The sequence below is a fragment of the Mucilaginibacter sp. OK283 genome (assembly GCF_900110415.1).
In the GTDB taxonomy this organism is placed as follows: Bacteria; Bacteroidota; Bacteroidia; order Sphingobacteriales; family Sphingobacteriaceae; genus Mucilaginibacter.
Genome location: NZ_FODR01000003.1, coordinates 531,173 through 558,075, shown reverse-complemented (window position 1 = coordinate 558,075; position 26,903 = coordinate 531,173). Strand labels below are relative to the sequence as shown.

The 26,903-nt window shown below is 43.6% G+C and carries 20 protein-coding genes; 3 read left to right on the top strand and 17 right to left on the bottom strand.

Features of this window, described 5'->3' with window-relative positions:
* Window positions 1-44: 44 nt before the first annotated feature.
* From BMX56_RS10530 to BMX56_RS10520, 3 genes are all read right to left on the bottom strand, one after another.
* On the bottom strand, window positions 45-728 hold the full coding sequence (locus tag BMX56_RS10530; protein ID WP_143065423.1) for a hypothetical protein: 684 nt from the start codon (window positions 726-728) through the stop codon (window positions 45-47).
* A complete protein-coding gene (locus tag BMX56_RS10525; RefSeq protein ID WP_090645801.1) occupies window positions 725-3,448 on the bottom strand; it encodes an MBG domain-containing protein in 2,724 nt (907 codons plus the stop codon). Before BMX56_RS10525 ends, BMX56_RS10530 begins: the two co-directional genes overlap by 4 nt.
* A gap of 461 nt (window positions 3,449-3,909) precedes the next feature.
* On the bottom strand, window positions 3,910-4,455 hold the full coding sequence (locus BMX56_RS10520; RefSeq protein ID WP_090645796.1) for a lipocalin family protein: 546 nt from the start codon (window positions 4,453-4,455) through the stop codon (window positions 3,910-3,912).
* A gap of 105 nt (window positions 4,456-4,560) precedes the next feature.
* Between BMX56_RS10520 and BMX56_RS10515 the strand changes: the two genes are divergently transcribed.
* Window positions 4,561-5,400 (top strand): SDR family oxidoreductase, encoded by an 840-nt coding sequence (locus BMX56_RS10515; protein WP_090645793.1) that lies wholly within the window; start codon window positions 4,561-4,563, stop codon window positions 5,398-5,400.
* Window positions 5,401-5,602: 202 nt separating this feature from the next.
* Here BMX56_RS10515 and BMX56_RS10510 read toward each other — a convergent pair whose 3' ends face one another.
* The 7 genes from BMX56_RS10510 to BMX56_RS10480 all read right to left on the bottom strand — a co-directional run bounded on the left by BMX56_RS10510 (window position 5,603) and on the right by BMX56_RS10480 (window position 20,510).
* Window positions 5,603-7,798, bottom strand: coding sequence for a GH92 family glycosyl hydrolase (locus BMX56_RS10510; protein WP_090645789.1), 2,196 nt, complete (start codon window positions 7,796-7,798; stop codon window positions 5,603-5,605).
* Window positions 7,799-7,807: 9 nt separating this feature from the next.
* The gene (locus BMX56_RS10505) at window positions 7,808-10,084 is read right to left on the bottom strand and encodes a beta-N-acetylhexosaminidase (protein ID WP_090645786.1); all 2,277 of its coding nucleotides are present in this window, start codon (window positions 10,082-10,084) and stop codon (window positions 7,808-7,810) included.
* A gap of 16 nt (window positions 10,085-10,100) precedes the next feature.
* The gene (locus BMX56_RS10500; protein WP_090645780.1) at window positions 10,101-11,252 is read right to left on the bottom strand and encodes an acyltransferase family protein; all 1,152 of its coding nucleotides are present in this window, start codon (window positions 11,250-11,252) and stop codon (window positions 10,101-10,103) included.
* A gap of 29 nt (window positions 11,253-11,281) precedes the next feature.
* Window positions 11,282-14,068, bottom strand: a complete 2,787-nt coding sequence (locus BMX56_RS10495; protein ID WP_090645775.1) for a glycoside hydrolase family 78 protein — start codon at window positions 14,066-14,068, stop codon at window positions 11,282-11,284.
* Window positions 14,069-14,218: 150 nt separating this feature from the next.
* Window positions 14,219-15,712 (bottom strand): RagB/SusD family nutrient uptake outer membrane protein, encoded by a 1,494-nt coding sequence (locus BMX56_RS10490; protein WP_177183769.1) that lies wholly within the window; start codon window positions 15,710-15,712, stop codon window positions 14,219-14,221.
* 51 nt (window positions 15,713-15,763) lie between these two features.
* Window positions 15,764-19,153 carry a TonB-dependent receptor gene (locus BMX56_RS10485; RefSeq protein WP_090645765.1) on the bottom strand — a complete coding sequence of 1,130 codons (3,390 nt, stop codon included), beginning with the start codon at window positions 19,151-19,153 and terminating at the stop codon, window positions 15,764-15,766.
* A 193-nt stretch (window positions 19,154-19,346) separates the two neighbouring features.
* Window positions 19,347-20,510, bottom strand: coding sequence for a FecR family protein (locus tag BMX56_RS10480; RefSeq protein ID WP_090645761.1), 1,164 nt, complete (start codon window positions 20,508-20,510; stop codon window positions 19,347-19,349).
* 115 nt (window positions 20,511-20,625) lie between these two features.
* On the opposite strand from BMX56_RS10480, the gene BMX56_RS30125 reads away from it, so the two are divergent.
* Complete coding sequence (locus tag BMX56_RS30125) at window positions 20,626-20,796, top strand: hypothetical protein (RefSeq protein WP_177183768.1); 171 nt, start codon at window positions 20,626-20,628, stop codon at window positions 20,794-20,796.
* Between the two features lie 54 nt (window positions 20,797-20,850).
* Here BMX56_RS30125 and BMX56_RS10475 read toward each other — a convergent pair whose 3' ends face one another.
* The 6 genes from BMX56_RS10475 to BMX56_RS10450 form a co-directional block, all read right to left on the bottom strand.
* Entirely contained in the window at window positions 20,851-21,504 is a 654-nt protein-coding gene (locus tag BMX56_RS10475) for a zeta toxin family protein (protein WP_090645758.1), read from the bottom strand.
* Window positions 21,488-21,760, bottom strand: coding sequence for a hypothetical protein (locus BMX56_RS10470; RefSeq protein ID WP_090645752.1), 273 nt, complete (start codon window positions 21,758-21,760; stop codon window positions 21,488-21,490). Before BMX56_RS10470 ends, BMX56_RS10475 begins: the two co-directional genes overlap by 17 nt.
* A gap of 137 nt (window positions 21,761-21,897) precedes the next feature.
* Window positions 21,898-22,452, bottom strand: coding sequence for an RNA polymerase sigma-70 factor (locus BMX56_RS10465; protein WP_090645749.1), 555 nt, complete (start codon window positions 22,450-22,452; stop codon window positions 21,898-21,900).
* Between the two features lie 133 nt (window positions 22,453-22,585).
* The gene (locus tag BMX56_RS10460) at window positions 22,586-23,293 is read right to left on the bottom strand and encodes a 2OG-Fe(II) oxygenase (protein ID WP_090645744.1); all 708 of its coding nucleotides are present in this window, start codon (window positions 23,291-23,293) and stop codon (window positions 22,586-22,588) included.
* Window positions 23,294-23,299: 6 nt separating this feature from the next.
* Window positions 23,300-24,154: a bifunctional helix-turn-helix domain-containing protein/methylated-DNA--[protein]-cysteine S-methyltransferase gene (locus BMX56_RS10455; RefSeq protein ID WP_090645739.1), complete on the bottom strand. Its 855-nt coding sequence runs from the start codon at window positions 24,152-24,154 to the stop codon at window positions 23,300-23,302.
* A 136-nt stretch (window positions 24,155-24,290) separates the two neighbouring features.
* The gene (locus tag BMX56_RS10450; protein WP_090645735.1) at window positions 24,291-25,481 is read right to left on the bottom strand and encodes a cation:proton antiporter domain-containing protein; all 1,191 of its coding nucleotides are present in this window, start codon (window positions 25,479-25,481) and stop codon (window positions 24,291-24,293) included.
* 149 nt (window positions 25,482-25,630) lie between these two features.
* Between BMX56_RS10450 and BMX56_RS10445 the strand changes: the two genes are divergently transcribed.
* Window positions 25,631-26,074, top strand: coding sequence for a hypothetical protein (locus BMX56_RS10445; protein ID WP_090645731.1), 444 nt, complete (start codon window positions 25,631-25,633; stop codon window positions 26,072-26,074).
* Window positions 26,075-26,088: 14 nt separating this feature from the next.
* On the opposite strand, the gene BMX56_RS10440 is transcribed toward BMX56_RS10445, so the two are convergent.
* Window positions 26,089-26,793, bottom strand: a complete 705-nt coding sequence (locus BMX56_RS10440; protein ID WP_090645726.1) for a dienelactone hydrolase family protein — start codon at window positions 26,791-26,793, stop codon at window positions 26,089-26,091.
* Window positions 26,794-26,903 lie beyond the last annotated feature (110 nt).

Below are 26,903 nucleotides of genomic sequence, written 5' to 3'. Positions count from 1 at the left end.
GAACCCAATTTAGACAGACCTCTAAGCTCTCGTTTACAGTTCTGTTATTTCTGAACAAAGAAATTGTATGTCCCTGAATCGGAGATATTACCGTTGGCATCTATAGTAACTACACGCCAGTAATAAGTGGTATTTGCTCCTACCGTTACATCATTAACAAAAGTATCCGTAATGTGGTTCCTGAACAAATCAGGATTACCCGATGGGCCAAAATACACGTCGTAAGCTACAATATTTGAACTTACCGAGCTTCCTTTCCATGTAAGGTTTACTTTGGTTGTACCGGCACTTAAAACGGCGCCAAATGCAGGTGCTGTAATTTCGGCAGGGAAGGGTGCATAAGTTACAACTCCTGGCCCTGCGTTGTAAAATTTCCAGGTATCACTTTTGGTTACAACCGAAGATTTATTCGATTTGGAACCGATGTACCAGGAATAAGGAGTGTTGCGGAGCAGTTTTACCGTTGCACTGGTTGCAGATGTGGTTTGCGTTGTTGCCGCTTTGGTTAGCAGGTTTGTAATCGTTAAATCGTATTGGTTTGTGTTCGAAGATGCGTTCCATGAAAAAGACACCGAACTTTCTGTGGCCGATAGTACTGTACCGGTAAGGCAGGGCTGATCTTTTAGCGGCGCGGATAAAGTTGCTATACCCGGCGCAGGCGCTGGCGCTTTTTTTCCGCACGATACGATAACCAATATTGCTACTGCACTTAAAATACGCTTCATCATTTTTTTACAATTTTATAGCCGGATTTATTGTTATCCAGGTTTAAATTAAGATAATACACCCCATTTGGAAGGGCCGACATATCAAGCTGTATTACGCCCGATTGATTGGTGTATTTGCTATTCAACACAGTTTTACCGCTCATGGTATTAATCACGTTTACACCCACGTTATTAATAGTTTGGTTACCAATATTAACATTAAGCACATTTTGAAACGGATTGGGAAATGGTACAACCTTATCGGCAACTATAATAACTTTTTCAATTATGCCCTGGCATAGGTTATCTGTTGTTATGCTGAGTTTATTGTAACCGGCAGACAGCGGAAGACTAATTTCCTTTTGTGTAGTATTATACGTTACGCTATTCAATACTATTTGGAACGATGTACCGCCATCCAGCTGTAAATTCAAATTATTAAGCTTTGGATCAACAGTGGAGTAAACCGACAAGTCCTTCGGTTCGGTAACTTTTAGCTGGAAGCACTGGCTGAAAATTTCGCCGTCAACCGAAAAACAAATACTGTACTCGCCTGGCGACAGGTTGTTCACCGTTAATGAATCGGTAAAGGGATAAGATTTGCTCAGCCCGTTTCCTGTTAATGCCGCAGTATATTTAAGTTTTTGCAATGCCGCTATATGGATGAGCCCATTGTTACTTCCCTTACAGGTTGCACTTACAACGCTGATATTGAAATTATTGGGCGGCAGTTGCAGCTGCGATAAAACACTGATATATAAGGAATAGGTAGTGTAATTATTTGCGGTGATGGCAACTGTATAAGCCCCTGTTTTGGTAGCTATATAGGAATTAGTTGTGGCTCCGGTTATTTCCTTCCCGTCAACCGCCCATTGATAGGTATAGCCGGTTGATGGGGAAGCCGACAGCGTAACACTGCCACCCTTAACGATAGTTGTTGACCCTGTAGCTGTAATTACAGGCACAGGTGCCACAATCAGCTTGCCGGCCACGTAATTAAATGTGTAATTTTTTGCAGTGGCCCCTTTTGCCGTTATAGGGTAAGAACCCGCTGCCGAATTTGTGGTTGCAGTGGTACTGATTGAAGGCCTGGTAACAAGTACAGTTGTATCCTGCCCATAAACAAACCCTTTATAGCTAACTGTTAAAGGCGGATTGTCTTTCAGTATGGTTTTTATTTTATCATCTGCAGTAACCGTTAAAACCGCTTTATTAACTGTTAAGGGCTGGCTAACAGGCAAGGCGGCCTTATAATTGGCATTCCCATCCTGGTTGGCCGTTATGGTGGTTGTACCCGCGCCCTTAATATGTATTTTGTCTTTAACAATGGTTGCCACAGCGGTATCACTGCTGCTGTAACGAATCTTGATCACGGTATCGGTACTTGTGGCAAGGGGGCTATAATCAACAGCACCGTAGGTAACAGCCTGTAGTTTATTAAATGTAATAGTTTGCGAGCCGATACCGACCGTAATATTTACTTTTGCACTTGACGAGCCCGAGCTATTATAGGCCGTAACGGTATAATCTGTTGCAGGCGATATAGATAAAGGTACCCCACTAATTACCCCCGTGCTATCAATGCCAAGGCCCGCCGGCAAACGCGGATGAACAGTGTAACCGTTTACAGCCACTTTACGAATACGGCCGTTACCCGCGTCCGCAACAATGATATTATTTTGGCCATCAAACGTTAAGCCCATGCTGCCCCGGTAACTGCTCAGCGTATCGGTAGCATCATTATAAGTTTTATAAGAGCCGCCTGAAAATGGCAGCGGGCTGGTTTGCTTACCGGTATTGTCAAACTGAATAATGCTAAATGCTTCCACGGTTGAAAGATATACACGGTTCGTGTTGTCTACGGCGATGCCATAAGCCGATGTGTAAGTGGTATCAGAAAAAGTGGAGACAGTTGTGTAGTTGGAAATTTTCCTGATGCAATTATTGCCCTGGTCGGCAACATAAATATTCCCTTTCTTATCTGTCGCAACTGCATACGGCACATAAAACGTTGCCTGCCCGGGATACCCATCTTTCCTGCCCGGTGCACCCGTTCCCACAAGAGTTATAACATCTCCTGTCGATGAAATCATCCTTATCCTATTGTTATAAGTATCGGCAACTATGATACCACCGGACAAAGGATCTAAAGCCAGTCCATATGGATGGCTAAAACGGGCATCAGTACCATTAGCGTCCTTGTAGCCATCATTAACACCACCGGCAAAAGTACTTACCAAACCCTTGGGCGTAATCTTCCTGATCATGTTATTGCCAAAATCGGCAACATAAACATTGTCGTTTTTATCTACAATAACACCGGTTGGGTAGTTAAACCTTGCGGCGGTATCCTGACCGTTTTTCACACCTTTTTTGGGATTGCCCGCAAATGTACTTACTACACCATTAACCGAAATTTTCCTTACCATGTTTAAATTGGCATCTGTTATAAACATGTTTCCTTTACTATCAAAAGCCAGGCTGGTAGGATTTTCAAACCTGGCATACTTAACCAGGGTGTCTTTGTAGCCATAGTATCCGCTGCCGGCCAATGTACTAACTTTTGAATAAATTTCTTTGGGTATTGCACCGCCTGTATTCCTTGGCGCTGCCAGGGTTGCTTTTGTGCCTACTGTAAATTTCACTGCACCGCTGTAACTGATTGCGGGAGCCTGGCCATAAATGTGTTCTGAAAAAAACAACAGGATAAAGCAAATAGCGATAAGGTAAAGTTTCCTCATTAATATCGGTTTAGGAATTTTAAAGAATGTTTGAGTTAAAAATTTTACGGAAAATTATCAAAAATTGCGATAAGTACCAAATAGTTATGAACTGTTTATTTAAAAGATATTAATAACCTATATTTTATTTAGATAGGTTATTACAACATTATCATTAAGTTAATTTTCAATCAGCACTTTATTACATAAACTAACATCAAACCTGTTGCACTAAAAACAGCAATGGCCTAACCATTTTTGATTAAGCCATTGCAGATATTAAAAATCAGTTATTATATCCCCGAAAGATCGCCTGTCTGCTCGGTTTTTACCAGCCGCCGTATGTCAAACCCTTTATTTGCGGCACGTACCAATAGCTGATTATAATCAAGTAGTAAGACTTTAAGCAAGGTTTCAAGTTCAAAAATTCGTTATCCGAAATCAAAAAATCTTGTTACTTGATACTTACTACTTACTACTATTTATATCCCCGACAGATCCCCTATTTGCTCGGTTTTTACCAGCCGCCGTATGTCAAATCCTTTGTTTGCAGCACGCACCATTAGTTGGTTATAAGTTTGGTCATCCAGCGTTGGCCTGCGGCTCAAAATCCACAAAAATTTGCGATTAGGGTGTCCAACCATAGCATAGCTGTAATCTTTAGCCAGGTCGATAATCCAATACTTTCCTTTAAAAGGCCAAAAAAACTGCACGTCAAGTTTGGAGTTAACGCCTCTATCGGTCACGGTAGCCCGCCCCTCGGTTACTTTAAGTTTATTGCCTTTTATACACCTGTTTTTAACAATGATGCTGCCATCCTTATTTAGGCCATAGGTTGCCGATGTACAGGAACATCCTTTTTCAAAAGGCTGCTCAAAAGCGGCTACCTCGAACCAGGTGCCCAGGTATTTTTTTATGTCGACGTAATTTACGGTTTCCAAAGGTTTTTCTTTTGCCTGTTGCAATGCCAAAGCAGCAGCAGCGGCCAAACCCAATACTACAGAAGTTGCCAAGATTTCTTTCTTCATACTCCAATAACGATTAGGTCTGGCAAAAAGTTTAACCCCGGTACAGATATTTATGTTATTAAACGCCCTGAAATATTTAATTACCTTTGTCACAAAGTATTAAATTTGGAGAGTACAACCGCATTTCAGCACAAAAACACCATCAGTATATTAGGCTGCGGCTGGTATGGCCTGGCATTAGCAAAAGCGCTGATTAACGATGGGATAAAGGTAAAAGGGTCAACCACATCGGAGCAAAAAATAGCTTTGCTGGCTGATGAAGGAATTGAGCCATACCTGGTCAATTTCTCCGCAGATGACGAAACCTATAACGCTGATTTCTTTGATTGCGAAGTACTTTTTATCGCGATACCCCCAAAAGCCAGATCGGGCGCCGGTGCCGAATTTATTCCTAAAATACAGCGCATTATAAGCGCTATTGAGCGGCATAGTGTAAAAAAGGTTGTTTTTATAAGTTCGACGGGAGTATATGCCGATTTGAACTGCGAGGTAGATGAGCGCACCCCTCCGTTGCCGGATACAGAATCGGGCAAAATTCTGCTGGAAGCCGAAAACTTGTTCAAAAATGACCCGGCATTTAAAACAACCATTATCCGCTTCGCGGGATTAATCGGCCCCGGCCGAAATCCCGGACGGTTCTTTGCGGGTAAAAAAAATATCCCAAATGGGAATGCGCCGGTTAACCTCATTCACCTGGATGATTGCATAGGACTAACAAAAGCTATTATTGGCCACCATGCCTTTGGATATCTTTTTAACGGATGTGCACCAGATCATCCTGTAAAATCGGCGTTCTATACCCAGGCAGCCGTAAATTCCGGACTTGATAAGCCCGACTTTATAGATGAATTGAAAGAGTGGAAAATTGTAAAGAGCGTGAATTTGGAAGCTATCCTGGAATATCAATTTAAGCAGCATTTGAGAAGCTCTGATACATTTGCCTAATCTGGGTAAAAAGATCCGGCACCTGTATCGGCCAACAACAGGCACCAATATTTGGATGCGCCGAAATTGCGCAATACATTAGTTTAGTGTTAACCATGATAAATTATAAAATATTGATTATTAAATACTTATAAATATTTATCTGAAATATGTTAAGTTATGTTAACCCAATTAGATGCGTTTGACCCAACAGTGCAAGCCTTCATTTTTTTAAGGCCTCGTTTCCCTTATCCCCCATCACAAAAAGCAGCTTCCCGCCTTTCAAAATATCTTTATGGCTGATGTAGTTCTTCAGATAAGGCCTCCCATTCAGGCTGATACTCTGCACGTATTTATTGGTTACCGACAGGCCTCTGGCCTCGATAAGGAAACTTTTATTACCGGGTAATGCCAGGCTAACCTTACTCAACTGGGGTGCACCAAACACATATTTGCCATCGGCCGGGTTAACCGGGTAAAAGCCCATGGCTGTAAAAATATACCATGCCGACATTTGCCCGCAATCATCATTCCCCGATAAGCCGTCGGGCTTGTTCTGATAAAACTGATCGGCAATTTGCCTTACCAGCCGTTGCGTTTTGGCAGGATCGCCGGCGAGCGTGTACAGGTAAGCTATGTGATGGTTAGGCTCGTTGCCATGCGCATACTGCCCTATCAACCCGGTAACATCCAGTGTTGAGCCTTTACCAAAAACTTTGGAATCCATACTGAACAGGGAATCGAGCTTGATTAAGAAAGCCTTTTTCCCTCCCATTAAGTTGATTAACCCCGGAATGTCCTGTTGTACCTGCCAGGTGTATTGCCAGGCGTTCCCTTCGGTATAGTCACCACCGATGGCCAGCTGCCCGCTATCGAGGTTGGCAAAGGGCTGTACCCAATTGCCATCAGCCAGTTTGCCCCGCATCAGGTTTGTTGATTTATCGAACAGGTTTTTGTAGAAGGAAGACCGTTTACTGAAGTAATTATAATCTGCTATTTTGCCCAGCAATTTGGCTAACTGAGCGGCGCACCAATCATCATAAGCAGCCTCTAACGTACGTGATACCGCCTCGCGCTTTACCGAATCAGACGGCAGGTAGCCACACTTCATGTACAAATCCCAATTGTATTTAGGGTTTTTATTGGTGGTAAGCGTAGCTTTAATGGCCGCAAATGCCTGTTCCTTATCAAAGCCCTTAATCCCTTTCAGGCTGGCATCCACAATAACCGGAATGGCGTGATTGGCTATCATGGCGTAGCTTTCTTTGCCAAACAATGTCCATACAGGCAATAATTTAGCTACGTTAAAGTGTTGCAGCATCGTCTCAACCATCTGCCCGTCTTTATCAGGACAGATGAGTGTATACAGTGGATGAGCGGCCCGGTAGGTATCCCATAGCGATAGCGTAGAATAATAAACCTTATCGGCAGACTGATGCACTAAGCCATCAGCTCCGCGGTATTTACCATCTACATCGGCAATATTATTGGGCTGGATGAGGGCATGGTAAACACTGGTATAAAAGGCTGTTTTCTGCTCGTCTCCTCCCTCGGCCTTCAACCGGGAAAAATAGTTTTCCCAAACTTTGGCCGCCCCGGCTTTAACCTGTGCAAAGGTTTTATTGCCTATTTCGACAGCAAGATTTTTACGGGCTCCATCTATACTCACCGTGGATATGGCAACCCTGGCTTCAATAGTTTCACCGGGCTGGGTGTCAAAATCAACAACCAGGCGGCGGTGGGCGTCGTCATCGATAAAATGATAGCCGGTAAAGGCTTTACCGAACGTAGCGGTAAAAAATACCTTCTTCTCAACCCATTGACTGGTATAAGCATACCCGCTGATATTGTTTTTACTGTTGACGGTAATGCTACCTTCAGATACATGCTCTTTTAATTGTTCTGCATCCTCAACCAGGCCACTTTGCATATCAATGAGCAAATGCGCCTTGCCGGGTTTGCTAAATGTATAACGGTGCAAACCGGCATGTGCTGTGGCTGTAAGCTGTGCCTTGATGTTGTGATCGCTTAAAACAACCTCATAGTACCCCGGGGATGCTTTTTCTGTCTGGTGCGAGAATTTGCTCGTGAATTTTGGGGGGGCATTCCCCTGGAATGGAAAGAATAATACATCGCCCAAATCAACACCGCCGGTGCCGCTTAAATGGGTATGGGCAAAACCGGTAATCACGCTATCTTCATAACGATAGCCCGAGCAATAATTCCAGCCAAAGTTGCCGGTCTCGGGACTTAGCTGCACCAATCCGAAGGGAACGGTAGCGCCGGGAAATGTATGACCGGTTGCCGATGTGCCAATAAAAGGGTTTACATATTTACCATATGTTTGGGCATAGGCTGTACTACCCGCAACAAGGCAAAATAGCAACAAAACAACTTTCGGCCACCAGGATAACCTCATATTAAACGCTTATTGATAGAACATATAAACCTGAGGATCTATCACCTTACCATCGGCAGCTTTGATGATCAGCAAATCCTCGTTACGGTTAGTGTTATCGGCAATATAATGACCACTAAGGGCGTAAGCACCTTTTTTTAGATGCAGCATCCCTTTTTGCGGCTGCGCGTACTTATCCTTACCCCGGTATATGATCTGCTCGCCATTGATAAACAGCGCCGGACTAACTAAAAAGCCCGAAGTAACCTGGTAATCACCATCGGCATTAATCCGGATAAAGCCGTTTACTTTTACCCAGGTGAGGTTTCCGTCTGTTACCGGCAGCACCATCGGCGTAGCCGAATTAATGATAGCAGTTGTCACCACCTGTGTGGTATCCACTTTATCAATATTGTATTCCTTGCTCTTAATCAGCCGGTAGCTGAAGCCGGGGGTAAACGCCGCCTGGTCGATAATAACGGGCTTAATATCCACATGCCTGATCATGGCCTCCTGCAAAATATGCTGCTTATTTAGTGTCCAGGTGGTATAAGTTTTAATACTGAAGGTATCCCGGAGCATGGTATTGATTTTTACGGGGAACGATTGTGGTTTAGCGGTGCTATCGGGCATTTTGCCGTTAAGCGAATAACGTACCTGCGCGCCTAACAGCGGGTATTTAAGCACCAGCCCAAACTGGTTGCTGTTGGTTACAATATTGTCCATACCTACAATATCGGGCAGGCGGGCATTCCAGTTCCAGAGTTTGAAGTAGCCGTATTGCTGTTTCATTTTGTAGGCAAATCTATCTATATCTTTATTTTCCGCTGCCGACCAGGTGAGTTCGGCTACAGCTAAAGCACGCGGATAAACCATGTATTGCAGATGTGTGGCAGTGGGCACTTTCTCGGCCCAAATATTACCCTGGGCACCTAAAATGTATTTTGCCTCTTCGGCGTTAAGCTCTTTAGACATGGGTTCGTAGTTGTACACCATTTGCCAGGTTACCGTTGGGTTCCATCCCACCGGTTCCAAATCCTCGGCGGCCTGCGGAGCATCAAAATACATATAAGGCAATGGTGTCATCACCACATGGTGGTGCATTTTTGCCGCCGCTATGCCGCCCGCTTCGCCCTGCCAGCTCATTACCGTGGCCGATTCGGCCAGGCCACCCTGCAATATCTCGTCCCACCCTACCAATCTTTTATTTTTGGAGAGCAGGAATTTTTCTATGCGTTTGATAAAATAGCTTTGTACTTCCTTTTCACTTTTCAAGCCCTCTTTTTTCATTAGGGCAACGGCTGTCGGGCTTTTCAGCCAGGCCTCCATTTCGGCTTCATCGCCGCCAATGTGAATGTATTGGTTAGGGAACAATGCCATCACTTCCGTAAGCACGTTTTCCATAAAGGTAAAAGTATATTCGCTTGGATCCAGCATGCGTACACGGTGTTTGGCGCCGGTTGAATCCTGGCAGCCTAATTCGGGATAGGCAAATATGGCCGCCTCGCTGTGGCCGGGCATCTCAATTTCGGGCAGGATGGTTACAAACCTGTCCTGCGCGTATTTTACCACTTCTTTAATCTCGGCCTGGGTATAAAACCCATCCTTGCCACCACCATCTATCAAATTATCCAGCTTGCGAAATTTCCCTTGTTTTTCATAATAGGTAATCTTAGCACCTATTTCGGTCAGTTTTGGATACTTATTAATCTGGATGCGCCAGCCTTCATCATCCGTTAAATGCCAGTGAAATACATTCAGCTTGTAATGGGCCATTACATCAATATACCTTTTAACCTCATCAACTGTAAAAAAATGGCGACTTACATCCAGGCTTAACCCACGCCACTGAAAGCGGGGCTCATCGGCAATACGGCATGCCGCTAATTTTAAAGGAGCAATAGCCCGCCCAGGTAATAATTGAATAAATGATTGTACCCCATAGAACACGCCGGCTCCATTACCCGATATTTTTACAGTGCCGGGAGTTACATCCAGGTTATAAGCACCTTCTTTATTGGTTACCGCGGTTACCAATTTTATTGCCGCAGCAGCCGGAATTTTAGGGTAAACTTTCAGCTTTAAATTAAGCTTATAATACGTAGCGAGATAGGTTTGCAGGTATTTACCTACAGCCTCACTTTCTTTATCAACCCCGATAACTGCTTTACTGCTTAAAACAAAGCTGCCTTTTTGTTCGGTTAAGTGCAAAGGCTGGGGTATAATGTGTAGTTGCGCCCTTACCTGTAAACTGATGCAAGTAACTATAAAAACCGCGGCTAAATACTTTATGCTGATGTTGTTCATGTAATGTAAGGGGGGCTTAAATTTTTACGGTGATTTTTTTGACGTACAATATCCAAACAGGGATAAATATAATGATAACCGTAAGTATGGCCGATATCAGCGACGCATTCTTTGGCGAAAAATTGGGCGTAAGGAGGTGAAAGTACATGTACGACCAGACATTTGTTTTATGCCCGTTGTCCGTAACCTGAATAATGGATAGTATTTCCGGGATTACATCGGCTAAAACATAGGCGGCTATGGCATTGCGGCCGAAGGCAAGGAATGGCGGCAGGATTTTCTTATAGCCTTTTACATCGATAAGCCAGTACGATAACGACAGGATAATAATAGCCAGCCCGGCGGTAAACAGCACGAATGAGCTTGTCCACAATTGTTTATTGATAGGGAAAAACGTGTTCCATATTAAGCCAAGTATAACCAGCAACACACCCGCGCCGGTAAGTTTAAAAATTTCGTTGCCGTTTTTAAGCCGGTCGCTTTTAAGCCAGGTGCCTGTAAATACGCCTAACAAACAGGTACCAATAGCGGGTACGGTACCCAACAACCCTTCGGGGTCCCATGTTTTAGAGGCTTGCCAAAGGTGATTGGTGGTAAAAACCATCCTATCAATGTAAGCGCCCAAATTGGTCTCCTTTTCAAGGTTGGGGTGAGTTACGCCAGGCACCGGCACAAAAGTCATGATTAAATAATAGCCAATTAAACAACTCACAGCTATCATAATTTGTGTTCGGGTATTCGTTTTCAGGTACATAATGGCAGTAATGCCAAACACCACCCCTATGCGCTGTAATACGCCGGGTAAGCGCAGATGCGCAAACTGAAAATCGCTGATCAATGGCAGGCAAACGCCTAATGCAACGATGATTAATGTGCGTCGCAGTATAGAAACGATAGCTTTACCATGATTTGCTTCATCTGACTTTTTGCCCTGCGTGGCATAAACGATGGATACCCCCACCATAAAAAGGAAGAAAGGAAACACCAGGTCGGTGGGGGTGCATCCATTCCATTTAGAGTGTTCCAGCGGCCAGTAAATATGCCCCCAATCGCCGGGATCATTTACCAGGATCATAGCCGCAACGGTAAAGCCGCGAAAAAAATCGAGCGAAAGTAGTCGCGGCCTGCTGGTACTGGTGGCCTTATCGCCAACTATTGTATTTGCCATGCTTTATTATTCCATAAATCGTCCGGTTGTCAGCTTTTTTTCCCCGGAAGCTTAAGCGTATATACAAAATGGTAAGTGCCCGATACTACGTTCATCTGTTCATCGTTGCCAACCTTTTTTATTTCGGTAATCTCTTCTTCGTTGTTAATATCCAGCCCGCTTTCGGTAATCTGATCGGTTACCGATGGCAAAATAACATGCGCAGTAGTGTTTGGTGGCACTACAATATCCAGCGTGAATATGCCATTATCAATACTCCATGCCGATTTTATTTTGCCGTACAGGGTTTCCAGTTCGGCCTGCGCGCTGGTTAATTTACCGCCCGGCTTTGGCGAAATAATAATTTTGTGGAACCCCGGATCAGCCTCGTCAGTATTAATGCCGGCAATTACCCGGTACATCCAATCGCCTATGGCGCCATAGGCATAATGGTTAAAGGAGTTCATTTCGGGATCTTCAAAGCTGCCATCGGGCTTAATGCCATCCCAGCGTTCCCAAATGGTGGTAGCGCCGTTTTTAACCGGGTATAACCACGATGGGTACGATTCTTTCATCAGCAGGTCGTAAGCAATATCTGTAAAGCCAAAGCGGCTCAAAACATGGCAAATATAGGGTGTGCCTAAAAAGCCGGTAGTGATATGCTCGTCGTAATCATCAATATTTTTTACCAGCCTTTTTGCTGCCGATACCCTCAGGTTCTCGGGCAGTAAATCGAAATTTAATGCCAGTACGTAGGATGTTTGCGTACCCGATATCATGCGCCCGTTGGGTGTTACATACTCGCTGTTAAAAGCTTTTTTGATATTATACAACAGTTGCGAATATTTTTGTACATCATCGCTTTTACCCAATATTTTGGCTGCATTGATGAGCAATTGCGTTGAGTGGGCATAAAAAGCCTGTGCTATCAGGTTTTTGTCGGTTAGTGCGGCACCATCTTCGTAATTGGTACCGGCATAAAACAGCCAGTCGCCAAAGTGGTTGCCTGTATCCCATAGGTAATTGCGGCTATGCAGCTGAATGTAGCCCACCCATGCCTTCATACTTTCGTACTGCTGCTGCAACACCTGCTTATCGTTATAGGCCAGGTAAATATTCCATGGGGCTATGGTGGCCACGTCGCTCCAGCCGGATGCGGCAGACGAAGCGCTATCCAGCATATTGGGTATCACGTAAGGCACCGCGCCATCTTTATGCTGATCGACTGTTAAATCTTTTAGCCATTTGGTATAAAAGCCTGCCACATCCATATTAAAAGTGGCGGTACGGCAAAAGGCCTGTGCATCGCCCGTCCAGCCCATGCGCTCATCGCGCTGCGGGCAATCGGTAGGCACATCAATAAAATTTCCTTTTTGCCCCCATTGAATATTATGTTGTAACTGGTTAACTAATGGGTTTGAAGTGGAAAATTTGCCTGTTTGTGCCATATCCGAGTAAACGGCATAAGCAGCCAGATTTGTGGAATCCAGCGGGCCGGTATAACCCACCACCTTTAAAAACCTGAACCCCTGGAAGGTAAAATGAGGTTCGAAAGTGGCAAGGCTGTCATCTTTAAAAATATAGGTAATTTCCTGTTTGGCGGTACGCAGGTTTTTGGTGTAAAAATTTCCTTTTTGATCCAGCACTTCGGCATGGTAAAGCCTGACGGTATCGCCTGCCTTTGCTTTCAGTTTAAATTGCACCCAGCCTACCAGGTTTTGTCCAAAGTCAACTACCCGCTCGCCCGCTGGTGTGGTAAATACCTTAAGCGGTAAAAACTTCTCGTGTTTTTTTACAGTCTGGCCGGCGGTGGCAATCAAGTTATCTTTAATAGTCGAATCGGTTTTAACCGTATCCCAGGTCATATCTTTATAACCCGGATTTGTCCATCCGATTTTTTCTTTTCGGGCATCATAAACCTCGCCATCAAAAAATGAGGACGAGCGTATCGCGCCGTAGGCCACTTTCCAGCTTTTATCAGAATTAATAATCTCCCGTTTACCATTAGTATATACTAATTCCAACTGGCAAAGCAGGGCCAGTTTGCTGCCATATATATTTTTTTTACGGTTATAAGTATAGCCCCTGTACCAGCCATCGCCAACGGTTACGCCAATGGCATTATCGCCTTTTAGCATATTGGCGGTAACATCATATACATTGTATTGAATGCGTTTGTTATAACTCGTCCAGCCCGGTGCAAAATAATCGTTGCCAACGCGCTTGCCGTTTATTTGCGCTTCAAAAACGCCGTGCGCTGTAATGTATAAATGTGCAGCACGTACCTTTTTATCTAACTTAAAACTTTTACGGAACATGGGCGCCGGGCCACCTGTGGTATCGGATACATAAGTATCCTGGATCCATTTGGCCGACCAGTCGGCACGATTTAGCAAACCCATTTTCCAAAAGTTGACCATGCACCAGGGGCTTACCCTGTTTTTATTGTCCCATACCCTAACCTGCCAGTAAACTTTTTGGCGCGAAGCAAGCATAGGCCCGCCATAGTAAATCTGGATGGACTGATCGGAATAAATACGGCCGGTGCCCCAAATGATATCCTTGCCTTTGGTTAACGATACCGCATTGCTTCCAACTCTTATTTCGTAGGATGTTTGCTGAATGCCACGCTCGGGGCATACCAGTTTCCAGCTCAAACGCGGATTAGCAACTGCAACCGATATGGGGTTGGTTTTATACTCACAAATAAGGTTATCAACCGTGATGGGTGGTGGTAATGACTTAACCTGGCAGAAACAGCTTAGGGAAACAGAAAATAATAAAACGATACTGAAGCATCCTTTTTTGAGCACGCTTACTTGTTGAATATAATTCATGCATTAAATATAGCTTTAGAACGATTTTTGTTTTAAGTACCGTACATATTTAGCTATAAAACAAGTAAAAATGATGTGGTAATTGCAATATCTATCAGTAAACGAAAATGGCCCCGCAAAAGTTTCGCGGGGACCGGTAGGTCCCACGGGCTAATGTTCCAGGGTGCCTTCGGTTAACGGGTATTGAAAAAGCAGGCGGATATTTGAGTATGCAGCCGAGTTAACATTCCAGTAAGGTTTTTTAAAGGCTTTTTCGCGGGCGCCGTGGGCTGTCATTACAGCAACGGCCTTACCGGTACGTAAAAGATCAAACCAGCGGTGATTTTCAAACGCCAATTCGACCTGCCTTTCATGCGCAATGGCATCGCGAAAGGCATCCTGGCCCGAAACATTTAAAGCAGGGTCATCATTCCCGGCGGATTTAGCGGCCAGGCCGGCCCGTTCGCGTACCATGTTTAAATATTTAAAAGCATCGCCGCCACCCACAAATCCCTGCTCGTTAAGGCATTCGGCCAGCATCAGGTAAACATCGGCATAGCGGTACACCGGGAAATTTTTGCCGGTTACACCCTGCACGGCGCTGGTGGTTGCAAACTTTTTAATAAACGGCAAATCCACGCCGTACTCATCAGATGTAAATTCAATTAACGAGGCATCCTTACGGTTATCGCCATCCTCGTAGGCGTTAACCAGGTCCTGGGTTGGAATATTCCAGCCGTTTTGCGCGCCGTTGGCTATCTCAAAACCGGTTACATCCGAGTCATAATAATCCCAGGGGATAAAAGTATCTACAAAATCGCTGCCCAGTCCGTTTGAACCCTCAATGTATTGTATTTCGAAAATAGACTCGGGGCCGTTCTCTTTATTATTATCAAAGTTATCGGCATAATCTGTATTCAGATGATAAGCATTTAATGCAATAATATTCCGCAGCAAGGGAATGGCCAGGTCAAATTTTTTCCGGGTCATGTACACCTCGGCAAGCATGGTTTCGGCAGTTCCCTTGGTTACCCGGCCTTTATTTGCGGCGCCGGCATAGGTTACCGGCAGTTTGGCAACTGCAACCTGCGCATCGGCAATAATAGCCGCGTAAACAGCATCTACCTCGGCCTTTGTTGCTACCTTGTAAGCCTCGCTTACCGATGCTACCTCGTTAAGTACCAGCGGCACCCGGCCAAACATACGCACCAGGTTAAAATAGTTGAATGCGCGTAAAAAGCTGGCTTGCCCCGCAATGGTATCGGCAACTGCCACATCAAGTTTGGCCGCGGGCAAACGTGCTAAAATAGCATTGCAACGGCCAATGCCTGTATAGCTGGCCTCAAAAAAAGCGCCTACCATATCGTTATTGTTCAACTCCCTAAACTCATCTATTTCCTCTTTGTTGGTACCGGAGCGGTCATAAGGATCAAACTCGTATGATGTATTGTCAGACCGCATTTCGCCCATTGCCCAAAAACTGCCGTTATACAGCCCTTGTAACGGTGCATAAGCTCCGTTAACCGCCTGTATAAACTGTGCCTTTGTCTTGAAAAAATTGGTTGTATTTTGAGTATCGGCAGGCTGAAGGTTAAGATAATCCTTTTTACAGCTCCACGTGCCACATGCAATAAGTACCAGGAAAACATATATGTATTTTTTCATGATTTCTGTTGTTATGGTTTCACCATCGTTAGTTTGAATACTCATTTTCAATTAAAATGTCACGTTACACCCCAACGTGTAAACTGCCGAAACAGGATAGCCCGTAAAATTTACGTTGGGCGACAGCGACCTGTTGCCCTGCTGCCCTTCAATCCCTACCTCGGGGTTACCGCCTTTATAACCGGTTAGGAGGATGGCGTTTTGGGCACTGAAATAGACCCTGAAATTCCTGGTGAACTTTGTTTTAAAGTTGTATCCAAAATCAATGTTTTTAACCGACAGATACGAGTTACTTTCAACCCAGTACGATGGGTAATAATCACGCGCAAGATTGGTGTTTGAAACGGTGGTTGGCAATATTCCAGCTCCTGGATTGCTTGCAGACCGCCAGCGATGAATAACCGATTCCTCGACATTAAAAACCCCATCTAAATTGGTTGTAAACTGCTTGTACATATCAAACACGTGCCCGCCAACCGATCCTGCTGTAATGATATTCAGATCAAACTTTTTGTACGAAAAATGATTGCTGAAACCAAATGTAAATTTGGGCCAGGGGTTGCCTATATTGGTTTGGTCGTTACCGTCAATTACGCCATCGCCATTAACATCTTTATACCTGACATTGCCAACCTGTTCGCCGTCAAAATGAGAGTATTTATCAAGCTCGGCCTGGTTTTGAAATATACCTTCAAAAATATAACCATAAAACTGGCCTAAGGGCAGGCCTACTTTGGTAATACTTGTAGGGTTGTCGTTTTTAGGTGCATCGTAAATGTATGGTGTAGGGCCTAAATCAAGCACCTTATTGCGGTTAAATGATATGTTAAGATCGGTTGACCAGTTGAAGTTACGCTCCACTATATTTTTTGTGGTTAACGTAAACTCCCATCCGCGGTTACGTACATTACCCACATTTGATAAAGCATAACCATAGCCCGATACGATAGGAATCGGGATATACTGCAGCATCCGTTGGGTATACCGGTTATAATATTCGGCAATTAAATAAACGCGGCCTTTTAGCAGCGATACATCCATACCTATATCCAGCTGTTTGGTGGTTTCCCAGCCAAGCTCGGTATTGCCAATCTGGTCGGTTATTGAAGCCCCCGGTGCAAGCCCGCCGCCAAATGTATAATTGGCTACATCAACAACGGGAATGTAATCATAGTTCCCTACATCGTTATTACCGGCAAGGCCGTAGCTGGCGGTAAACTTAACCTGGTCAATTGCCGCCGTTTTAGGAAAAAAAGATTCGTCGGAAATGCGCCATCCGCCTGATACCGACGGGAAAGTGCCCCAACGGTGCCCGGGTGCAAACCTTGATGAGCCATCGCGGCGAATAGAGCCACTTAACAGGTATTTATCTTTATAGGCATAATTTACCCGGCCAATTAACGATTGTAAACGCCACTCGGCGTCGCCGGCATCAGCAGTAATGATGGTTGCATTGGCAACAGACCGTATGGCATCATCAGGAAAGCCGGTGCCGAAAGTAAAACGATCATGTGAGTTTTCCTGTTGTATGGAGTAATCGGCCAATACAGTTAATGTATGGCTGCCCCAGTTTTTTTTGTAGTTGATGCTGTTTTCGTTGAGCCAGTTAAAAACATTTTGCGAGGTGAATGAAGCTACTGCTTTTTGCTGGTTACCATCGCGGTTTGGGACATTAAACCCGCCCAGGTACGATGGCCTGTAGTAATCCTGTGATTTGGTTTGATAGTCGACCCCAAACGTTGATTTTATGTTCAGCCCTTTAACAACTTCATAATCAATATAAGTGTTGGCAAGGGCCCTGAATTCGTTGCGCTTGTTGGTTGTATTTACAAGGGAACTTACCGGGTTATTATTTTGAAAAGTACCTGGCGACCCGACAACGTTGGTATACGAGCCATCAGGTTGTTTCACCGGCACAAGCGGGCTTTCCAGGTAGGCCTGGCTTAATGCTGCCGAAAGAAAGTGGCCGTCTGTTTCCTGTAAATTCCTGAAGCTGTAAGTGGGCGCTATATTTAACCCTACGGTCAAGCCTTTAGCTATATCTGCATCAATTGTAGCTTTTAACGAATAGCGCTTAAAAGCCGTATTAAGCACAGTACCCTGCTGATCAAAGTATCCTAATGAAAACAACGACCGTACTTTTTCTGTACCGTCAGCTATGGTAACATCGTAATTTTGCATCGGCGCAACACGGGTTACAGCATCAAACCAACCGGTGCCTTTGCCAAGCGATTGAGGGTTTTTATACTCGTTGGGTATGGGGTTATTGGTACCATTAACCGCGTTTGCATCCTGGATAGCTTCTGTACGCCATTGGGCAAATTCGGTCGCCGTCATCATTTTAAGTTTGCTTTTAGGCAATACCGATTGCAGACCGGTTGAAGTATTTACCGTAACAGACGACTCCCCTTTTTTTGCCCGCTTGGTAGTTATCATGATAACCCCATTTGCACCGCGCGAACCATATATTGCGGTTGAAGCAGCATCTTTAAGTACGCTTATATTTTCAATATCATCGGGGTTAATGGTGCTCAGGGGGTTCGAATATTGATCGAAACCAGGCGAGAGTGGAAAACCATCTACCACATACAGCGGGTTGTCACCGGCGCCCACTGAACCGGCGCCGCGGATGTTAACCGCAACACCGCCACCCGGCGTGCCTGTAACCTGGTTTACTGTAACGCCGGCCAGTTGCCCTGCCAGTTTCAGATCAAGGCTGGCAGCTTTTATCTCTTTAATATTGGCCATTTTTACGGTTCCAACCGCACCGGTAACGTTTTTACGTTCCTGGTTACCATATCCCACTACTACAACCTCGCTCATTTGCTGGTTATCTTCATCAAGGGACACATTGATAACCGCACGTTTGTTAACAGGCTCTTCCCTTGTTTTAAATCCTACAAACCTGAAAACCAGCACCGCGTTATCATCAACCTGGATGCTGTATTTACCATCGATTCCGCTTATTACCCCGGTATTTGAACCTTTAATGGTGATGCTTACACCGGGCAATGGCTGTTTGGTATTGTCAAGAACCTGCCCGCTAACGGTTATTTTATCGGGTATAACCAACTGCTCTTCCTTTTTATTTACAATAATGGTTTTGTTATCAATGGTATAGGTAAAAGGTTCGTCTTTAAAACACTCGTGTAAGGCTTGTTCAAGCGTGGCATTTTTTAAAGAAATTGTAACGGGTTTGGCATGCTTAATTTCATTGTATTTGTAAAAAAAATAAAAACCGCTTTGCTTTTCAATAGCGGTAAATACTTTATCAATAGCGGTATTGCTGGTGCTTAGCGTTATGGTTTGCGAGTAACTTTTGGCGCTAAGCTGTAAACAGCCAATCATAATCAGGATAACCGTTAACTTCATTGTCAAAAACAGTTTGGAGGTTGATGTTTGGGGTACATAAAATACTTTACCCCTAAAGTTTAATTGCATAACTTCGTCGTGTTTTGGGTGAATGTGTCTGTTAAGGAAACTCAGTAAAAGCTTAGCCCATACATTTAAGCCGGGAGTATTGCAGTACTCCCGGCGTTTTTCATGGGTAAGGTAGTTGTAGGGCGTTAATGGAGATGTATGTTTTTTTTCATAGGTAGATGTTTTTTAAAGGTTAATGTAAAAACGGATATGGTTAAGGTGATACTGTTATCTTTTTATCTTCAACTTTAAAATGCACATGGCTAAGCTCCAGAACGTGCAGTACCTGCGATAGCTTCACATTTCGTTCAATTCTGCCCATAAATTCGTCGTCAGATACTTTTCCGTTGTAAACCACTTCGATGTTGTACCATCGCGATAGTTGTTTCATGATATCCCTGATACTGGCCCGGTTAAAATCAAAAAAACCGTTTTTCCAGGCCACGGCCCTTTCGGCATCTACCTCAACAACCTGGATATTATCGCCTTTAACAATACCCTGCTCATCTGGTTTTAGCAAGTTATGGTTATTGCCGCTGGTTAATTGTACCAATCCTTCCAGCAAAGTTGTTTTAATATCGTCCTCGTCGGCATAGGCATTAATGTTAAAATGGGTGCCCAATACCTTTACTTTAAGCGCATTAACATTTACCATGAATGGCTTCGACGGATTTTTAGCCACTTCAAAATAGGCCTCGCCGGTTAGCTCCACATCACGTTGGCTGCCGGTAAATGCCGTGGGGAATTTGAGCGATGATGCCGCGTTGAGCCAAATTTTGCTACCATCGGGCAATATAACCTGGTACTGACCTCCACGTGGTGTGCTGATGGTATTATAAGCTACAGGGCCATTTGCCGCTGAAGCCTTGCCTTCTTCAACCTGGTAAACCAGTTGCCCATCTTTAGTTTTTTTAATGCTGATGTTGCCTTTTTTGGCAAGGGTGCCGATCCTTGCAGAATCGAGCACCACTTTTTCGCCATTATCTAAGGTTAGGACTGCTTCATTTTTACCGGGGTCGGCATCGTGCTTAACCACCGTTTTGTTTTTTGCCAGAGCTACCTCTTTTGCCGTGTGCCGCGTACCGTAATACACACCGGCGCTAATAATCATAAGGCCGATTACCGCCGCAGCTACATTCCTGGAAGCAAAGATTTTGAATACTTTAGGTTGATGCTTTGCTGACGATTGCTGAACTGCCGATTGCAAACGTTGCAGCATTTTATCTTCCAGGTCTTGCTTCACGCCCAGGGTTTGCTCGTCCCAATCATTATTGGTTTGGGCGTTGTCAAACAATTCCATTAACAGCTGCACCTCATCGGCAGTAGCCTGCCCGTTAAGGTATTTATCAATCAATTGTTGAAATTCCTGCTTTTGCACAACCTGGTTTTTATAGTAAGAGTATAAAAACAGGGGTATCCCCTATCTGGGAAGAAAAAAAATAAAATTGGGAAGATTGTCCGGATAAGTGAATTTGTTTTACAGGCAAAATATTATGAAAACGAAGCAGAAGTTAGTGGCGGAAGAAACAAGTATAAAGAAATTATCCCCAAAATTAAAAAGGATAGCAGGCTGTGTTAAACTTCCAATTGACTTTGATGAAAAGAAAGCTTTGGATGCTTTTTTTCAGAGCAAACATCAATACAATATAGCATATATAGCATAGCTGAAAATACAGTTATGCTATATACTTCTTTCTCACGATGAATGATGGCAGAAATCATGCAACATTGTAAAACTTCTTGATTAGTTCAAACATAATTGGCATTCCGCTTTTTAACCATTCTGGTACCTGATCTGGAGGTATGGATCTTCCGACGTTTCCATTTAGAAGTTTAGCAATAGAAATCATTTTTAGTGACGTATCAATTAGTTCAACAGAATCAAACATCGGGAAATTCTTATCGAGCATTTCCATATTTCCCCAATAGTTGTTCTCGATTGCAAGTGGGGGAACATGGAAACCTCCTTTTTTAACACGCATTTCTACCCTTTGGATTGATCTTGTTAAAGTATTTAGCCCGCAGAAAATTAAATGGGTTTCAAAACCAGCTTCTTTAAATCTCTTTGGGATTGCCCAAGCACCTGGGCCTGTAAAGTGCCCCTCATAGGCAAAGTTAGCTTTGTTCTCAATATTTAAGTTAACAAGACGAAGAAATTCTTGTTCAAGTGCTTCTTCCGCAAGCTTTCTTGACTCTTTTGACGATTTATTTATTTTATAAAACTCAATGCTTTTTTGTGTGTAAAAAACATCTCCATCAAATATATCGAGATCAGCAAATTCGGATGGGATCAACGTTTGTTTGTAGGTAGACTTGCCGGCACCGTTGCTCCCAGTAATAATAAATAGTTTAGGCTTAATGGAAAACTTCATGTTTTTCCTTTACGGCAGCAATTTCACTTTTTGTGAGTACCTTGATCACTTCGCGCGGGGCATCTAAATTACTTTTATCCAATCTTTCTACTTTTATCTGGCCATCTGGGTATTCATAGTAGGCTTCATCATCAGGCAATTCATCATCAAAAATCATAAAGCAATGTCCCTGGTTCAGATCATCATTCCTGAGTTTTTTTATAACCTGCTGCATGGCAAATAAGCGGTTATCCTGTTGATCGTTTTTAGGCTTCATTTTCACTTCCGTATATTTTTAATTAAGTATAAAGTTACGATAAATGCCATAACTAATCAATTGAACATCGGTCGGCATTTTTGAACTCCTGCAATAACACATCTTTTTCACCCATCCACAACAGAAAACACCCCAATCTACAACAAAAACAAAGTCCCCAACGAAGTACGCAAATGCTTAAGCGCTTTGGTTAAATGATTTTCGACTGTTTTGGTAGATATATTGAGCCTTGATGCAATTTGCTTATGGGTTAGGTACTCTTCGCGGCTAAGCTTGTAAACTTCGCGGCATTTTTCGGGTAGCGTTTCAACTACCGAATTTACCTGTGAAACCAGCTCTTTGTATTCTAAATTTTCATGGGTGTCAGGGCTTTGCAAACTGTTGGCAAGGGCATCAAACACATCGCTTGTTGCAACCCCGGCACGGATTTGCCTGTAAACTTCATAACGGATGGATGCATACAGGTATGCTTTTAACGATACGGCTATTTGGATATTATCCCTGCTATTCCAAAGCTTGATGAACAGTTCCTGGATAACATCTTCGCAGGCCTGCTTATCTTTTAAAACATTGTAGGCCGACAGGAACAATTGCTGCCAGTATTTTTTGTAGATAGCGGTCAACGCACTTTCATCGCCCGATTTTAACCGGTCGATCAATTGCACATCGCTTATAGCTACCTTTTCTGCCATCCTGAAAGGGGGTTAACATAGAATTGCGATAAATTTAGCAAAAATTAACTATTGATGTAATTTATGGCATAAATCAATCGCAATCGCAGGAGTTGTAAAGCTTTGTTTCACATCAAATTCAGGGTTGCAACAGTTATTTGGCATCATGAAAAATAATGCCCATACTGTGCCGCCGACCATTGGTAATCTCGGCTATGCCGTGTTTCATATTTACCCGATGGTACCCTTTGCTGCCTTTTGCAGGCCGGTAACTGGTGGTAAATAATATCATATCACCCTTGCCGGGTTTTAACACCATCGCCCTTGATTGTTCGCGCGGTCTTTGTTCCAGCAAAATGAATTCGCCTCCCTCGTAATCTATGCCGGGTTCATCCAAAATAAAAACCGATTGAATGGGAAAAAACACCTCGCCATACAAATCCTGGTGCATGGCATTGTAACCGCCTTCGGTGTATTGCAGTATCAACGGAGTTGGCCGCAATTGTTCATGCTGATGGCAATACTGCAGCAATTCATCTAAAGTATCAGCAAAACGCGTGGGCTTATTTAGCAATTCCATCCAGTTATTGGCGATAGGTGCAAGCTTTAGATAAACATGCTCCCGTAACTGTTGAATGATTGCCGGCAATGGATATTTGAAATATTTATACTCGCCCCGGCCGTAATGGTGGCGTTCCATCACAACGGTTTTGCGGTAAAGCCCATCATCAATATATTGATTAGCCAGAGCGGCGCATTCATCCGCAGCTAAAACGTTTTTTACAATGGCATATCCACGGGCATCCATACCGGCTTTAATATCAGCCCAATTTAAATTATCAATTCGCTCTTTAATTTCCATCACCTTTTATATTGATACCGGTTGATTAACCATTGCTGCCTCCCAGCCTATAATTGCCGATTTACGGGTTGCCCCCCAATGGTATTGCCCTGATTCGCCTGTCGACCGGATGACCCTATGGCAAGGGATCAAAAACGCTACCGGATTGGCCCCTATGGCGCTGCCTACTGCCCGGCTGGCATTTGGCAATTGTATTTTTTGCGAAACATCGCCATAGCTGCATAAGCCCCCCATAGGTATTTTTAACAAGGCATCCCACACCTTTAATTGAAAACTACTGCCCTTTAAGTGCAATTTAATTGCCGGCAATTGCGACCAGTCTTTTTTAAAGATATGTAAAACATCCTGTTGCATCATATCAACTACCTGTGTGTAGGCCGCGTTAGGGAAATGCTGTTTAAGTTGATCTAAAGCGTCGGCATGGTCGTCGGCAAAGGCCATATAGCAAATACCTTTGGGGGTTGATGCCACTATGATATTGCCAAAGGGGCTTTGGGCGAAGCTGTAGTTTATGCTCAACTCTTTGCCGCCGTTTTTGTACTCCGCAGGGGTCATGCCTTCAATGTTGATGAACAGGTCGTGCAAACGCCCGGTACCCGACAGGCCCGTTTCATAGGCGGTATCAAACAAGGTTGCCTGCTTATCTTTTAAAATACCTTTGGCATATTCCAGGCTTAAGTATTGCAAAAACTTTTTAGGGCTGATGCCCACCCAATCGGTAAACAAACGCTGAAAATGAAAGGGGCTGAGGTTAACCTTTTCGGCAACTTCATCTAAATTTGGCTGGGTTTTAAAATTGAGTTTTATGTAATTTATTGCCTCGGCAATACGGTCGTAATTAATATTTTCCTGTGTGTTCATAATATTATTTGTTATTTATAAACAAATGTAGGCTGATAGCGGATGCGATAAAACCCGGAACTTGCTAAAGTCTGAATCTGAATTTACAGAATTTTAAAATGAACAGAATGTATGCATCGAATATTCTGCAAATTCTTTAATCCTGTAAATTCTGATTCAGATTCCTCCTCGTCGCAAACAACCCTAAACTCAATATCAAACTTGTACCCAATACTACAATAAACAACAGCCCCGTACCAACCTGCGGTATCTTCAAATTATCCGGCAGGTTATAATACAGCAGTACGCTGATTAGCCCCCGGGGTACTATTACTAACTCGGGCATCAGGTCGGTTTTGGATACGAATTTGATGTATAAAAAGCGGACCAGGTAAATGGATACCAGTACGGCACCGCCGGTTGCCAGCAAGGTAATATCCTGCAATTCATAAATATCCATGGTATAACCAAATACTATGAAAAAGAACGTGCGCATTAAAAAAGCGCTCTCGGCAGATAGCTGGAAAAGCTGTTTGATATCGTGTTGAAAGGTTGGATAGATAAACAGTTTCCTGAACCACGGAAAACTGATTTGGTTTGCATTATTCAGGAACAGGCCCAGTGCCAGTACAATTATCAATGCCGATAAATGGAACGATTGCCCTACCGAATAAACCAATATGAGCAACGCGATAATAAGGAACGATTTGATGTGATGCGTTAACCGGCCAATAAGGTAAAGCAACAGCAGGCAGGATATAATGGCTGCAATAATAATGCCTGTAAGTTCGGCGCCGAGTTTTATAAACGATACCACATCAATTTGCTGGTTACGAACTATAAAGTTAAACAGCACCACGGTAAGGATATCCGAGAAAGAAGACTCGTAAATAATGAATTCCTTTTTGTTTTTACCAAGATTGGATGCCGATGGAATAGCCACTGCCGAACTGACCACGCAATAAGGTATGGCATTTACAAAGCACAGATAAAAGCTTTGCCCTGTTAAATACCTGATGATAAATGTAATGGCAAAAGCGCTAACCAATAAAATGGCAAATGCCGAAAAGAACGCTTTTTTGATGATGGCATTTTTATCGCTGTTGTACCGCAGTTCCAGCGCTCCCTCAAATACAATAAGGATAAGGCCCAACGTGCCAAGCGTAGGCAGAATCACCTTAAAATTGATCATTTTCACCCCAAAATAATCAACAGTAAAATGTATCGCGATGCCAAGCATCAGCAATAAAATAACCGAAGGGATTTTGGTTTTACCGGCTATCAAATCGAACAGGTACGAGAAAATGACCAGTCCGCTTAAAATAATCAGGGTTGTATATGTAGTCAAATTACCAATTATTTAACAGTGTGAGTACATAAATCAGCCTTAACATTTCAAACTTAAGCATTGTTTCGCATTATTTTTTGCCGCGTACGGCGCATCCCTTGTTTGAAAGCTGATATCTTTTATATTTACTTTTTTAACAATAACAGCCTATGGATCCGGCGCAATTTTACAGTTTTAAGGTGTGGTTAACTATGGTGATCATAGCGCCTGTGCTGCAAATTCTTATCAGCCAGTTTTTCTTTCACACCGGGAGTATACTATCCATCGCCTTTATTAAAGAATATCCCTTATCGGTTGGCGTGTTAATGGTATTTACCTGCCCGCTGGGCGCGTTGCTTACTTTTATTATCCCACGAATGACCAGGAATTCAACCGTAATTGCTGTTAAACAACGGGTGTCGGTTGCCTTAGGTATTGTTGTTATTTTGGTATTTCTTGGCGCATCAGCGGCTAAAAACGCCTATTCGCCATTTGAACTATCGGCCATGCTGCTGCCATTTTTACTCCCTTTGTTGTTGGGGGTTTGGATTTGCCGGCTGGATTTGGAAGATGAAAGGTATGAGGACGAGGAAGAAGAAGAAACTGCATCCTGAAACAACCCGCTATTTTAAGCCCCTTCCAAAAAAGCCATAACTAAAGCCCAGGCTTCTTTGGATGCAGCTTCATGATAACTTGACCGCTCGTTGCAGTTAAAACCGTGGTCGGCATAAGATATTTTTACGTTCATGTAATCATTGCCGGCAGCTTCAACTGCACCTATAACAACATTGATGTTGTCATCCTTAATATGCGCATCCTTACCACCCCAAATAAACAAGTGTTTGCCATGCAGGTTGGGCGCCATGTGCGCAACTTTATCAAGCCCGCCGCCATAATAGGATACAGCAGCTTTTAGGGGCAGTAAGGCATTGGCTATAAAAGCTACCCGACCGCCCATGCAGTAACCAATGGCATAAACCCGGCTTATATCTACATTGGTTTGCGTATTTAGCCATCCCCAGGTAGCTTCCAGGTCGGCCTTAAAACCATCATTAGTTAGTTTTGATGTGTGTGGTGTTACCGTACTAAAATCGGCATAATCACCTGCAAAACCTTTTGGGGCCGTACGATGGAAAAGCTCAGGAGCCACCGCTACATAGCCCGCGGCTGCAAATCTTTCGGCAACTTGTCGAATATGGTTATTTACGCCAAATGCCTCCTGCAATACAATAATAGCTGGCGTGCTCGGCTTATTGTCTTCGGGAACAGCTATGTAAACAGCCATTGTACTTCCGTCAGCAACTGTTAGTTCGATATATTTTTTGTTATCCATAACTGGTTGAGCAATCTCCGATGATTTTCAAAGCTAAAGAATTTACGCGCGACGGAAAGGCATAAAACCAGGTCCCGGTGCTAAAAACTTTTTTCCGGCAATTAGCTTTC

Coding starts and splice junctions, on each gene's coding strand:
- BMX56_RS10530 (WP_143065423.1), bottom strand. CDS start 728: ATGATGAAGCGTATTTTAAGTGCAGTAGCAATATTGGTTATCGTATCG.
- BMX56_RS10525 (WP_090645801.1), bottom strand. CDS start 3,448: ATGAGGAAACTTTACCTTATCGCTATTTGCTTTATCCTGTTGTTTTTT.
- BMX56_RS10520 (WP_090645796.1), bottom strand. CDS start 4,455: ATGAAGAAAGAAATCTTGGCAACTTCTGTAGTATTGGGTTTGGCCGCT.
- BMX56_RS10510 (WP_090645789.1), bottom strand. CDS start 7,798: ATGAGGTTATCCTGGTGGCCGAAAGTTGTTTTGTTGCTATTTTGCCTT.
- BMX56_RS10505 (WP_090645786.1), bottom strand. CDS start 10,084: ATGAACAACATCAGCATAAAGTATTTAGCCGCGGTTTTTATAGTTACT.
- BMX56_RS10500 (WP_090645780.1), bottom strand. CDS start 11,252: ATGGCAAATACAATAGTTGGCGATAAGGCCACCAGTACCAGCAGGCCG.
- BMX56_RS10495 (WP_090645775.1), bottom strand. CDS start 14,068: ATGAATTATATTCAACAAGTAAGCGTGCTCAAAAAAGGATGCTTCAGT.
- BMX56_RS10490 (WP_177183769.1), bottom strand. CDS start 15,712: ATGAAAAAATACATATATGTTTTCCTGGTACTTATTGCATGTGGCACG.
- BMX56_RS10485 (WP_090645765.1), bottom strand. CDS start 19,153: ATGCAATTAAACTTTAGGGGTAAAGTATTTTATGTACCCCAAACATCA.
- BMX56_RS30125 (WP_177183768.1), top strand. CDS start 20,626: ATGAAAACGAAGCAGAAGTTAGTGGCGGAAGAAACAAGTATAAAGAAA.
- BMX56_RS10475 (WP_090645758.1), bottom strand. CDS start 21,504: ATGAAGTTTTCCATTAAGCCTAAACTATTTATTATTACTGGGAGCAAC.
- BMX56_RS10470 (WP_090645752.1), bottom strand. CDS start 21,760: ATGAAGCCTAAAAACGATCAACAGGATAACCGCTTATTTGCCATGCAG.
- BMX56_RS10465 (WP_090645749.1), bottom strand. CDS start 22,452: ATGGCAGAAAAGGTAGCTATAAGCGATGTGCAATTGATCGACCGGTTA.
- BMX56_RS10460 (WP_090645744.1), bottom strand. CDS start 23,293: ATGGAAATTAAAGAGCGAATTGATAATTTAAATTGGGCTGATATTAAA.
- BMX56_RS10455 (WP_090645739.1), bottom strand. CDS start 24,154: ATGAACACACAGGAAAATATTAATTACGACCGTATTGCCGAGGCAATA.
- BMX56_RS10445 (WP_090645731.1), top strand. CDS start 25,631: ATGGATCCGGCGCAATTTTACAGTTTTAAGGTGTGGTTAACTATGGTG.
- BMX56_RS10440 (WP_090645726.1), bottom strand. CDS start 26,793: ATGGATAACAAAAAATATATCGAACTAACAGTTGCTGACGGAAGTACA.